At 45.3% G+C, this 13,098-nt stretch carries 9 protein-coding genes; 4 read left to right on the forward strand and 5 right to left on the reverse strand.

The genetic code is table 11. The features are described from left to right. Positions 1 to 34: 34 nt before the first annotated feature. The gene (locus HB364_RS17110; RefSeq protein ID WP_246228511.1) at positions 35 to 1,804 is read right to left on the reverse strand and encodes a M1 family metallopeptidase; all 1,770 of its coding nucleotides are present in this window, start codon (positions 1,802 to 1,804) and stop codon (positions 35 to 37) included. A 38-nt stretch (positions 1,805 to 1,842) separates the two neighbouring features. Here HB364_RS17110 and HB364_RS17115 point away from each other — a divergent pair, with 38 nt between their 5' ends. After that, positions 1,843 to 3,474, forward strand: coding sequence for an ABC transporter substrate-binding protein (locus HB364_RS17115; protein WP_167289430.1), 1,632 nt, complete (start codon positions 1,843 to 1,845; stop codon positions 3,472 to 3,474). 844 nt (positions 3,475 to 4,318) lie between these two features. Here HB364_RS17115 and HB364_RS17120 read toward each other — a convergent pair. Then, complete coding sequence (locus tag HB364_RS17120) at positions 4,319 to 4,819, reverse strand: GyrI-like domain-containing protein (RefSeq protein WP_208419980.1); 501 nt, start codon at positions 4,817 to 4,819, stop codon at positions 4,319 to 4,321. Between the two features lie 174 nt (positions 4,820 to 4,993). After that, complete coding sequence (locus tag HB364_RS17125) at positions 4,994 to 5,794, reverse strand: hypothetical protein (protein ID WP_167289431.1); 801 nt, start codon at positions 5,792 to 5,794, stop codon at positions 4,994 to 4,996. 983 nt (positions 5,795 to 6,777) lie between these two features. On the opposite strand from HB364_RS17125, the gene HB364_RS17130 reads away from it, so the two are divergent. After that, the gene (locus HB364_RS17130) at positions 6,778 to 7,356 is read left to right on the forward strand and encodes a Cap15 family cyclic dinucleotide receptor domain-containing protein (protein WP_167289432.1); all 579 of its coding nucleotides are present in this window, start codon (positions 6,778 to 6,780) and stop codon (positions 7,354 to 7,356) included. A gap of 62 nt (positions 7,357 to 7,418) precedes the next feature. Next, positions 7,419 to 8,030, forward strand: coding sequence for a hypothetical protein (locus tag HB364_RS17135; RefSeq protein ID WP_167289433.1), 612 nt, complete (start codon positions 7,419 to 7,421; stop codon positions 8,028 to 8,030). A gap of 77 nt (positions 8,031 to 8,107) precedes the next feature. Here the strand turns inward: HB364_RS17135 and HB364_RS17140 are convergent, their stop codons facing one another. Both HB364_RS17140 and msrA read right to left on the reverse strand, forming a co-directional pair. Further along, on the reverse strand, positions 8,108 to 9,517 hold the full coding sequence (locus HB364_RS17140) for a PQQ-dependent sugar dehydrogenase (RefSeq protein ID WP_167289434.1): 1,410 nt from the start codon (positions 9,515 to 9,517) through the stop codon (positions 8,108 to 8,110). A gap of 471 nt (positions 9,518 to 9,988) precedes the next feature. Beyond that, entirely contained in the window at positions 9,989 to 10,573 is a 585-nt protein-coding gene (gene msrA, locus HB364_RS17145) for a peptide-methionine (S)-S-oxide reductase MsrA (RefSeq protein WP_246228513.1), read from the reverse strand. Between the two features lie 403 nt (positions 10,574 to 10,976). Between msrA and HB364_RS17150 the strand changes: the two genes are divergently transcribed. Beyond that, the gene (locus tag HB364_RS17150) at positions 10,977 to 13,097 is read left to right on the forward strand and encodes an endonuclease MutS2 (RefSeq protein ID WP_167289436.1); all 2,121 of its coding nucleotides are present in this window, start codon (positions 10,977 to 10,979) and stop codon (positions 13,095 to 13,097) included. The last annotated feature ends 1 nt before the right edge of the window (position 13,098 follow it).

Below are 13,098 nucleotides of genomic sequence, written 5' to 3' on the forward strand. Positions count from 1 at the left end.
AAGTGTTAGCTATCAGGTATTGTAGCTGCCTTTCTTACTTCACTTTCTGTATATCTACATGGACTTCCTTTGTATTTATATAGAAATTCCTGTCCACTGCAAAGAAACCGTTGTACCAGCCTCCTGCTTTCAGTAGCTGCCATTCTTCGGTGGGTGTAATGAACATGGTGCGGTCACCGGCCAGCTTCACTTTTAATGGCATGGTAAACCCTTTGATGCAATTGGTGTAGCGGAAATAGATGCCAAGGCCTTCATGTTTAACTTCCAGCACAGGGATATGCGTGGTGCGCAGGTATTGGTCAAATACTTTGGAGAGGTCAATGCCGGCCTGTTTGCTGATATAAGCTTCCACTTCTTTGGTATCGGTGGTTTTATGGTAGAATACCTGGTTAAGTCCTCTTAATATCTGTCTGAATTTCTCATCATCTCCAATGATATTGCGGATGGTGTGCAGCAGGTTGCCACCTTTGTAATACATATCCCCGCTGCCTTCCTGGTTGACCCCATAGTGGCCAATGATGGGAATGTCATTTTGTATCGCTTTACGGGTGCCAATACAATAATCATTGCCTGCCTCTACGCCAAACTCACAGGTAGTATAAATGGTTTCGGAGTAGTTGGTGAAGCCTTCGTGCAACCACATATCGGCAATGTCATTGCTGGTGATATTATTGGCAAACCATTCGTGGCCGCTTTCATGTATGATAATAAAATCCCACTTGTTGCCCCAGCCGCTGCCGGAGAGGTCGCGGCCACGGTAACCATTCTGAAATCCGTTGCCATAGGCCACTGCACTCTGGTGCTCCATGCCCAGGTGGGGTGATTCCACCAGCTTATAACCATCTTCATAAAAAGGGTAGGGGCCGAACCAGTGCTCAAAGCATTTAAGCATGGTAGGCGCCTGTTTGAATTGCGCTTTAGCTTTATCGAGGTTATAATCCAATACCCAGTAATCACAATCCAGTTTGCCCTTTTCGCCGGCAAAGTCTTCATGCCAGGTTACGTATTTACCGATATAGGGAACGATGTTGTAGTTATTGATGGGATTCTTTACTTCCCATGTCCAGGCAGTAAGGCCGTTGTTATCTTTTTCTTTTTTTGCCAACCGGCCATTGCCTACAGCCACCAGGCTATCGGCCACATGCATGGTTAAAGAAGCTCCTGAGTCAGGTTCATCGCTCTGGTGGTCTTTGCAGGGATACCATACACTGGCGCCCAGTCCCTGGCAGGCAACACTCATCCAGGGACGTCCTTGTTTATCTTTACTCCATATCCAGCCACCATCCCAGGGTGGACGAACCGCTTCGCGTGGCTTGCCGTGGTAGTATAATTCCAGCGGATAGGTGGCTGTAATACGATCATGAAATGGTTTTGTCTCTAACCAGTAAACATTACCTTCTCTTTTGAACAACACCGGGGTCCTTCTCTTCACCCGTCCATCTTTGGATACAATTTGAAAGAAGGCGCTGTCCAGCAGCATGGGCTCCTGCAGATCGATCTGCATCAGGGTGACGGACTTGTCGCTGTTGGGTGATGGTTTAACATATATCCTTACGAGACCACTAATGGTCTTGTTGTTATAATCGGGCTTGACATCTATGGCATACCTTAAAACATCCCACCAGGTCCTTTCGGGTCCCAGGCTTCCCCGCAGTGTATCCTGCCGGGTAAAACCTTTCTTCTGGTTCAGGGGCTGGGCCTGGCAGGAAATGACCATGCATAATAAAAGAGCAGCAGTGCATCCTGTCAGGGGTGTAAACAAACCTGCAAAAAAACGCAGCGTATTTATTTTAATCCGGATCAAAGTGATATGTTTTTGAAGTGCTAAATTTAACGCAGAATATGAAAGCTAACCCACTATTTTTCACCTTTAACGTTTTAATAGTTACCCTGTTGAGCGCCTGCGGCGAGCGGGCAGCCAGTAACAAACAGGTATTCCGGTACAATGAATACAGTGGCATCGCCTCGCTCGATCCTGCTTTTGCCAAAAATCAATCGGTCATCTGGGCGGTGCACCAGTTGTACAATACCCTCGTGGAAACCGACCAGGAACTGCGCATAGTGCCTTCCCTGGCCTACCGGTGGGACGTATCGGACGACCGGCTGGTATATACTTTTCACCTGCGCGATGATGTTTATTTCCACGATAATGAAGTCTTCCCCGGTGGTAAGGGCCGTAAGATGACGGCCTACGATGTGGAGTATAGCTTTACCCGTATTACGAATCCCGCCACTGCCAGCAGCGGTGCCTGGATCTTCAATAACCGCATAGCCGCCAAAGATGGTTTTAAAGCATTGGATGATTCTACCTTCCGTCTGACGCTTTTACGGCCATTTACACCCATCCTTGGACTGCTCAGCATGCAATACTGCTCCGTAGTACCGCATGAAGTAGTCACAAAGTATGGCCCCGATTTCCGAAGCCATCCCTGCGGCACCGGACCCTTCGCCCTCAAAACCTGGGAAGAAACACAGGTATTGATCATGGTGAAAAATGAACGCTATTTTGAAAAGGACAGCGCCGGCAACCGCCTGCCTTACCTCGACGCGATCAAAACCAGCTTTTACGACAGCAAGGCGACAGAGTTCCTGTTGTTCCGCCAGGGGCAACTGGACTTTATCAATGATATTGAAGCCTCTTTTAAAGATGAGGTGCTTACCAAAAAAGGCGTACTGCGCAAAGACTGGGAAGGCAAGATCAGGCTTACCAAACATTCGTACCTCAATACAGAATACCTGGGCATAATGGTAGACAGCAACAATGCACTGGTAAAAAATTCCCCGCTAAAGCTAAAGGCCATCCGGCAAGCCATTAACTATGGGTTCGACCGCCGCAAGATGATGATGTACCTGCGCAATTCCATCGGTACACCTGCCGAAAGCGGTTTCATTCCTTCGGGATTGCCTTCCTTTGATTCATCTGTCGTGAAAGGTTATCCCTACGATCCGGCGAAAGCACGCCGTTTGCTGGCCGAAGCCGGCTTCCCGGATGGGAAAGGGATGCCGCCTGTTAAGCTGCTTACCATTGCCATCTATTCTGACCTGGCTAGCTTTATTGCCCGCCAGTTGGAAGAAGTGGGATTGAAAATACAGGTAGAAGTAGTACAGAAAAGTCTGTTGCTGGAACAAACTGCCAAATCACAGGCCTTGTTCTTCCGTGGTAGCTGGATGGCCGATTACCCGGAAGCAGAGAATTACCTCAGTGTTTTTTATGGCAAGAACCCTGCTCCCCCCAATTATACCCGTTATAAGAATGCGGCTTTTGATAAATTGTATGAACAAGCTATCGTAACCGAAAATGACAGCCTGCGTTATAAGCTGTACCAGCAAATGGACCAACTGGTCATTGCCGATGCACCGGTAGTACCACTCTGGTATGATGAAGTCATCCACCTGGAGCAACTATGGCTGAAAGGATTTCCTGCCAATGGATTAAACTTATTGGAACTACGCAGAACGAGAATTGAAAAGTAGGCAACAAGGCATAAAGGCATTGAGGCAACGAAATCTGTTGTCGAAGCAAAAGTCATCAGTATTTTGGCAGGTTTATTGCTGCTTAATAAGTATCATTTTCTGTGAATGACTGTTTGCCTACGGAGTAGAGTACTACAACTTAAGTATACAAGATTTTAGTTTTTCCATAAGACATCAATTCTAAAAAGACGAACAATAAAACAGGGGATGGTTATATCCCTATGCGAACAGATATAACAACTGGATGTAATAAAATATTATCTTTTAGCTGTTTTAACACCTCCTTACAGCGTACTTGCAACGATGTTTCAGCGATCTTACAGCGGCCTCATAGCGGACTTACAGCGAGCTTACAGCGGTGTTACAGCGACCTTATAGCGATATAAGTCGTAGGTAACTCCCTCCTAACTCCATACTAACTCCCCATTTCCTCCCCACCAGACGCCTAGTAGCGCCCACCCGGCAGCGGCCCAAAAGGCAGGTAAACGTATTCTCATTATATCAGAAGGCTAGTGAATTGCGCTGAGATAGCATTACGATAGTACTGGGATAGTACTGAGATAGCACTGGAATGCTCTATACACAGTACTATTCCAGCGCAGTCTTAGAGCATTCCCTGACCATGCTCAGACAATACCCAGCGCATTAGCCTGCAGTAAGCTTACCATTTGGGATGGTTGTCGTATAAGGAGTGGCTGGAAGTGTCAATTTCATTGACAGATGGGACTGATTCACTCCGAAGGGAGTGTTGTTTTTTGTGGCAATGTATAGTTGGCGGTAAGGCTTGTTTCCCCGCAGCAGCCTATGTCTAAGATTGTGCCGCCAGCTTTTACTTTGTTTGATGTCAGTGATCTCTTGGTTTTATGGGTATCCAAATCTCTTCTTCTGAGGTTGGGTCATTGCCTTTGTATTTTTCGCCCAGTACCTCAAAGTGTGGCCTGTTGTCTAAAGTATAATTGGAGTTAGGTAGCCAGGTTGTGAAGATGTATTGGAAAATGCCGGGGTCGTTGGCTGATCCTTTATAGTCAAATACTGCATACAGTCCACCAGGCAGTATGAATGCTTCCATGCCGGTTGGTATTTTGTCAAAATCCGCTACTTCAACAGTGGCCCATTTTTCAAATTCATTGGTGGGTATAAAGCTGGCAAAATAGGTTGCTGGATAAACCTGCATGGAAATGAGGTCGGTGGTCAGGTTGTTGGTTATTTCTTTACGCCTGGGTGTAAAGCCTTTCCAAAGTTCGGCTGTTTTATTGTTGGCTAAGCTCATTGGCAGCCGGTTGCCGACTAATTTCTTTTCGCTTATGGTTTTGATTGCCGGTGTTATTGTAAAGGTTGGTTTCAATGTATTTGATTAAAGTGTGTTAATTAGTGCTTGCTTTGGTTGTTTTTTTAGTACCATTACCTTCCACAGGATTGTTTGGCAGGGAATGGCTATTGAGTCGGGCCATTTTTTAATGGAAGAAATTCCTGAGGTAGTAAGCAAAGCGTTGACCGGATTCTTTGCAGTTTAATACAGTTATGTTTTTCCTTCAAATAAACCGCTGACCATTTTTTTCGGGTAAAACTTATCTGCCAGTTCAAACAGCCACTCTTTCAAAACGGTCAGCGGCCTGTTTGGGGCGGTATAGACGGCTATCCGGTTATACAGAGCAGCTATCTGTTGAAGAGAATCCGGATCATGTTTACTCATCTTGTTCACCGTTTCATCCTTAATGAGGTCAAAAGCATCCCGTAAAGAGGCTTTCAGAAAGTCATTGGATAAATGATCAGTTTCTGCTGCGATGCGGTCAGTGAGGCGGATTTCAGGATGATATAATCCCCAGGCACAGTAGCGGTTATTTCTAAAAAACAACGAAAGGTCATTGGATACAACCACCTCTTGCAGCCGGCCGGCCAACGTAAATGTTTCATTGAAACAGAGCAACAGGTTGCCTTCCATATGATAGTACCTGTAGGGAAATGGCTCGAGCGCAAATAGGCCGGAATGCTCCCTCAGCCTGGGCAGGCCCGCTATTTTCTCTGCTTCCTGTAGTAGCTGTAAATTGTCAGGAACCTTATTGTCTTCCGGATAATACAAGGCGACTATTTTCAGTAACCGGGTGGAAGGATCAAACCCTAATGAGTCAGTGCTGGTCAGGTGCAGCCAGTCTTCAGTACTGCCAATGACTTCCGACATTTCCTTGTCCATTGCTGCTGTACTTTGGCTGGCAGTGATCAGGACTTGTAAGCAATCTAATAGTATACGTGGTTTTATGGATAGTTGCTGCCCGTATTCCAATGTTATATATGCATTGTCTGTAATTTCAAATTCGGTCATGCATTAAATATAGGCCAGTTTAGTTAATGGCTGAAGTACACAGATACAAAACAAATAAACTTCCGAAAATTCCCAATACTAAAAACACTTCCCGTTTGAAAGCGTTCCAAATCTGGATGTGTTTTGCCTTGTAAATGAAGGCGATAATTATTAAAATAATTATCGAAAGAAATGCTGCCCAGATGCCTCCTATTATGGAATGCCAGATAAAGAACAGGATAAATGGAAGGATGATTTCCTCCGGATAAATATTCTGTATTTTGTCACCCCAGAAGCAAATGAGCAAAGAAGATGTCAGCAGGCAGATAATTACGATGGTCAATGTAATCCTGATGATCAATTTGGTTTTTCGGATAATGGTCAATACTTTTTCCGGCATAAAATGCTTAGGTTGTTCGTAGGCGAGATACCGTTTTGCGCCCGCTATTATACGCTATTTATTAGTAGGATGCAATAACAAGTTTATTGTATTTGTTTCAGCGCAAATATAAGCGAAAGCTAAACCGGTTAGCACATAGAATCAGCTCAAATGGTGGTATGCTGTTAATGCTCTGTCAATGAAAAAATCCCTAGGGGGAAATGATTAGATTTGGTGCCTGATTGGTCGTTATGGTACAGTTGGGACTAATACAGGTAAATCCTACCTTACGTCCTTTACGAGTACGGCATTTTTCTTTCCGCGGCCAAAAGATTTAAAAAAGCGGCAACGGTCTTCCAGGAAGCCATTCAGTTGGATTCACTCAATGCAATGCCACACATTAACCTGGGCAACCGAAATAACGCTTCCTTGACATTATGCCACACCGTGAAAATGGTTTATATAATTAGTAAATTATTTATATTTGATACGTCTCTCGCATTTAAATTTATTTGCTCTGTTTCTCTTAACAGCAAAATAAATATCCCAACCACTTCAATGAGACCATTGTACAATGGCCAGACGATGTTCCTATAGAGGACATCTCTCTAAATAATTAAGTTAAATGCATACCTATAGCATCAACTCAGACGAGCGTAAAACAGTCATTGGCATTTTAGGGATTTTAAGTATTGCCATCATGTTGATAGTAAAGAACAATTTATGTTTACCATCCTGGGTACCTATTCCTTCAGTTTTTGCCATATTTGGTGGATTTTACTGGATATTTGATCAACTTATTTGGAAATTGCCTCTGATAAATCAATGTTTGAGTACACCCAATCTTAATGGAACATGGACAATTTTAATGAAGTCGTCACGAGATAGTTATGCTACCGAATACGAGGGAGTGCTTACCATTACACAGAGTTGGAGTAAAATATACATTTTTATGGATGGGGAAAAGGCTATTGGTCAATCAATAATGGCTGGTATAGAAGTTCATACTTCTAAATCTTTCACGCTGAAGTGGGAGTACCTTTCTCAACGAAAACCTGAATTTGCAGAAAATGAGTATATGCATTATGGCATGACCAGGGTAATGAATCAGCCGAACGGTGCAATAACTGTTTTAAAAGGAGATTATTATGCTGATAGAAGCAGACATAGCTCAGGACCTGTAAGTATAATAAAAAAGGCTTAGTTTCATTACATATGTAAGAGGAGTTACTAAGCCGTGTGTGTTGATGCAAATATACAAATATTATGGACAAACCAAAGCCTCAAAATAGTAAAAAAAAGAAGGAGAAAAATAATAAGCTCTTACATCTAAGCCTGGGTTTATATGCTACTTTCTATCCTAAATATTATCTTTTGGAAACCACCTTAAAAAACCGGCTGTATTACTTAGTAAAACAAAGATTAGGGGAAAGTTGGTTCGATGACCAGCTTAATTCATCGAAAAATGATACTGTTTTTAAGCTAGAGGCCGATGTTATTTTACGACGGAAGCCCAAAGGATTTGTATTAAAAGATAAAGGGTTATTGGTTGAATCTGGATTGGGCATCTGGGTAGAGTTTTTTAATCGAAACCTTTACAAAGAATTGAAAGGAGTACCAATATTGATTTTCCCTAAACTACCCCCAGATATTAAACGAAAGGAGTTATACAAGCAATTAAGCAAGGTAAAAGAGCTTCGAAATCAATTATTTCATTATAGGATTCCCCCTGCGACTAAGTCTACCGATGTTAATATATTAATAGATGTAAATAATGATCTAATGAATTTACTTCAATGGTTGGATGTTCCCACAGGCTCTTTAGCATCTAAAGAGTTTGAAAAAAAAATAGAAGCGGTAAGAAAAGCATTAGATTGAGAATTAAAAAACCGCATCTCATGAGATGCGGCCGGTATAATTATGTATGTTGTTGTAACGGCTTGCTGCATGCGTGATTACTTATTTCCCTGCCTGTTATCATCATCCTCCTTGTCCGCTTTTACTTCTATGAGTTTAAGGACTTTGCCGGTATTGCCCTGCGGGCCCAGCATAGAAGATACGGTGAGGTATATTTCCCCTTTAGTGTCCTGCCCAAATCCTCTCAGGTAATAGCCTATATCGTCGGGATGGCTCTTCAACGAAACTTCCTGGTAAGTCCATGCACTACCGGCAGGCGTCGCAGCAAAAAGCTCTCCGTCCGTGGTAGTAAATGATTGAGAAAATGTGCCAAAGATGTATTTACCATTCCAGCCATTGATATCATGGCCACGGTAAACGTGTCCGCCAATAACAGTGGTAGCCTTGCCGCCGGCCGGATTTTGCCAGTTGTTAATTTCTATCACAGGATCGATCAATGGATTGCCCAGGTTGTCCACTAACGGACAGGAAGGTAACACCTCCAGACTGCTGGCTGCATTGAAGCAATGCCTGCCTTCTTTCACATTCCAGCCATAGTTGCCTCCTTTGGTCACTACATCGATCTCTTCCCACAATAACTGTCCCGCATCTCCCAGAATTAGCTGATGTGATCCGCCCATATCAAAGGAGAACCGGTAGGGATTACGAAAACCATAGGCATAAATTTCATCCCGGCCCGGCTTATTGACAAATGGGTTATCGGGAGGAATGCCATACGGCGTGCCGGTATTCACATCAATGCGTAATACATCGCCCAGTAAATTGGCTTCGATATCCTGGCCATTGCCGCCTTTATTGTCAGGATACCAGTCTTCCACATGGCCTACAGCCGTGTCATTGGAACTGCCTCCATCGCCAATGGAAATATACAGGTATCCATCAGGGCCAAAAGCCAGCGTTCCGCCATTGTGATTAAATTGCGGATCATCCCATTCCAATATGACTTTTTCAGAATTGAGATCTGCTATGTTTGGGGCGGCAGATGCTTTGAATTCAGCGATACGGCTGAGATTGTCCCATAAAGCATCCGGCGCCGGCCCGCCTGCACGTGGCGGAAGCTGGTAATAAATATAGAAACGCTGGTTCTTTTTGTAGTCCGGATGAAAAGCCAACCCCAATAATCCCCGTTCATCGAAACCGGGATTCAGGGTTACCAGCTTACTGCTTACATCCATAAAAGGAGTAGATAGTTTATGGCCGTCTTTGTCAATGATCCAGATCTTTCCAACCTGGTCAATGACAAATAAGCGTTTGCTGTCGTCCGGAACAGCCACTAATTGTATGGGGGACACAAAGTCGCTCGCTATTTCTTTTATATCCACTGCCCTTTGGTGGCCAGGTGGATCAAATTTCCTGCAACCTGGTAGTATGAGTAGCCATACGACTGCGCATAATGCTGCAAACCTCCTGGCGGAACAGCAGGCATCGTTAGTTGGTGTGTACTTCATAACAATGGTATTTTGATGATTAAACAATCCCCCCACAGCCAACACAGCAAGGCCGGTCAACTGTTGGGCATGCTTTCGCCTAACATTCTTCCGGTGCAGGGAAGCAGGGCGTGGTTTAGTGAGTAACGTTCATGACGGGTAAAATATAGCCTTGAATAAATGGGGAGGGGCCGTTCACAACAACATATGGATGGAAGCAACTAAGAATACGGTTAACGCAATGGAAAGGTTGTTGCAGGCGCTGGTTAAGGCGATTGACAGATTTGTGGGGCTATAAAATTTGTAGAAGCAAATACTCAGAAGGAAGTATATAGTGGCAAAGATTGAAAGAGCAAAAAGCCGGCCAACGCCAGTCTTATTGGTTAAGCATAAAAAAGCCGCACCCCTTACAAGATGCGGCTGTGTACATTATTCCCAATTAATGTTATTTTCTTTCTCGTTGCCTCAATGCCTTGCTGCCTCGTTGCCTTCTTACTGCGCTTTCTTCATCTTGTTCTTGAACACTTTCTCAAACTTCTCCAGTTTGGGACGGATAACATAGTAGCAATAAGGTGCGGAGCCATTGTTGTTATAATAATCCTGGTGGTAGTTCTCTGCCACATAGAAAGTAGAGGCAGGCGTGATCTCTGTTACAATGGGTTTGTCCCAGGCGCCGCTCTTGTCCAGTTCGGCTTTGTATTTCTCTGCCCTGGCCTTTTGCTCCGCATTGTGGTAAAAGATGGCGCTGCGGTATTGCGTGCCCACATCATTGCCCTGCCGGTTGAGGGTGGTAGGATCGTGGGTTTGCCAGAATACTTCCAGTAACTCATCGAAGCTGATCTTTTGGGGATCATACACAATTTCCACACACTCGGCATGCCCGGTAGTGCCTTCGCATACTTCTTTATAAGTTGGATTTTTAACATGTCCGCCACTGTAGCCGGAGGATACTTTCAATACGCCGTCCAGTTGCTGGAAAATAGCCTCTGTACACCAGAAACAACCGGTGCCAAAGGTAGCGGTGTCTGTTTGCAGGGCCGTTTCTCCCGTCGCGGGAGCGGTTAAGCTGTTTGTCATATATTTTGATGAATTTTCTCGTACTGCACAGGAGAGCAGGGTGACCATCGAAATGAATGTTGTTGTAAACATCAGTCTCATACTACTTCGTTTTGTTAAATCAGCCATGCTGCTATTGGATTTACACCAGTATAAACGCAATCCAACGCATTTAGGTTTGCAGCCTGGCCGACAGGAAGCTGCTTTTACCATTCAGTTAACAGTTAAGTACGGAAATTGGAAATCCCGGAAGACGGAAAGGTCGAAATTCCGGAAAACCGATGATGCAAAAAGTAGTAGAAAATGGTTATTAATCAGCGACTGGCGAAGCGCGGTAGCAACCCGAAACGCCAAACCACAAACCCGAAACTCTTCTTACCTTTGCACCTCATAAAAATAAGTGGATATCAGCGAATAAATAACTATGAAATTTTTTCCCGAGTCGGCATTGGTACAACTGGAATTCGAGAAGGTGAAGACTTTACTGGAAGAGCATTGTAAAACCCTGTATGCCAAAGAAAAAGCGCATGACCTGCGGATACATACCCGCAAAGACTATATTGACCTGGAACTGCAGCAGAGCCATGAATATAAACTGTTGGTACAGCATGGCCAGTATTTCCCCAACGACCATACCCTGAATTTGTCCAGGGAGCTGAAGCTGATTGGCATTCCCGGCGCTGTACTGTCGGGCGAACAGCTCATGCTGGTACGCAAACTGGCAGAAAGCCTGCAGAGCATTTTCCGGTGGTTCGACACCGAGCGGCGAACCGCTTATCCCGCCCTTTCGAAGGTAATTGCAGACACCTATTATGAAAAAGCCATTTTAGCACTGATTGATGAGGTGCTGGATGAGAATGGTAATGTGAAAGACAATGCCTCGGAAGAGCTGAGCCGCATCCGGCTAAGTCTCTATAAACGCCGCAATGAGTTGCGCCGCCTGTTCGACCGCATCGTGCAAAAACTGGTGAAGGCCGGCCATGCAGCCGATATTGAAGAAGCTTTTCTCAATGGCCGCCGGGTAGTGGCGGTGTATGCCGAGCAGAAAAGGCAGGTGAAAGGTATCCTGCATGGGGAAAGCGACACCCGGAAAACCGCTTTTATTGAGCCGGAAGAGACAATAGAACTGAATAATGATATTTTCTCCCTGGAAAATGAAGAAAGCCGGGAGGTATACCGTATCCTGCGGGAACTGACAGCCAAACTGTCCATTTATGCACCCCTGCTGAAGGCTTACCACGATATCCTGGGCGAATATGATTTCATCCGCGCCAAGGCCAAGCTGGCGGTGGATGTGAATGGCAATTTCCCCATCCTCAGTGATAAGGCGCATGTACACCTGGTACAGGCCTACCATCCTTTGCTGTACCTGTACAACAAGCGTTCCGGCAAACCCACGATGCCGGTGCAATTGACCCTCGATGAGAAGAACCGCATACTGGTGATTTCCGGTCCCAATGCCGGTGGTAAAACGGTTACCCTGAAAACGGTGGGACTGCTGCAACTGATGCTGCAAAGTGGTTTGCTGGTGCCGGTACATCCGACCTCGGAGTTTGGCATTTTTAAGCAGATCATGATCCATATCGGCGATACACAAAGCCTGGAATTTGAACTGAGTACCTATAGCTCGCACCTCAGGAATATGAAACACTTTATGGAGGTGGCCAATGGCAAGACCCTGTTCTTCATTGATGAGCTGGGTAGTGGTAGTGATCCCAACCTGGGCGGCGCTTTTGCGGAAGTGATCCTGGAAGAGATGGTGCGCAAGCATTCCATGGGCATTGTCACCACGCACTACCTCAACCTGAAGGTGATGGCCAATAAAACACCGGGCATTATCAATGGCGCCATGGCCTTTGATGAAAAGAACCTGTTGCCCATGTATAAGCTCATTATTGGCAAGCCGGGAAGCTCCTATACGTTTTCCATTGCGGAGCGCATCGGGCTGCCTCCTGCACTCATTGCCCGTGCGCGGCAACTGGTAGAGGAAGATCATTTCCGCCTGGATAAACTGCTGAACCGTACGGAACAGGACCTGCGCGAGATAGAAAAGAAAGAAAAGGAACTGCACAAACTGCTGAAGGAAAACGAGCGGATGAAGAAGGACATGGAAGCGCTGATTGACAAAGAGCGGCATTACCAGCAGGTGGAGTTGCTGAAGCACCAGAATAAGGTGACGGAAGAACGCATTGCCTACCTGCGGGATATGGAACGCAAGCTGAAGCAGATCATACTGGACTGGCGCAAAGCATCGAGCCAGGAGGATAAGCGCGACCTGATGAAGCAATTGCATGCCTTGCTGTTTGGCCAGAACCAGAAGCAGGTGAATGAGAAAGTAAAGAAGAAGATCGGCTCCAAATACGAAGAAGTGGGAGGTGAGGTTGTCATTGGCACTAAGGTACTCATGAAAAAGAACCACCAGGTGGGGGAGGTGAAAGAGATACGTGGCCGCAAGGCGGTGGTACAACTTGGCCTGATGCCTATTACCGTTGATATTGGCGACCTGACCGTAGTGACGGAAAAAGCGCCTGAACCACCTCAGTAAG

It is taken from the genome of Paraflavitalea devenefica, from assembly GCF_011759375.1.
GTDB classification, from domain to species: Bacteria; Bacteroidota; Bacteroidia; order Chitinophagales; family Chitinophagaceae; genus Paraflavitalea; species Paraflavitalea devenefica.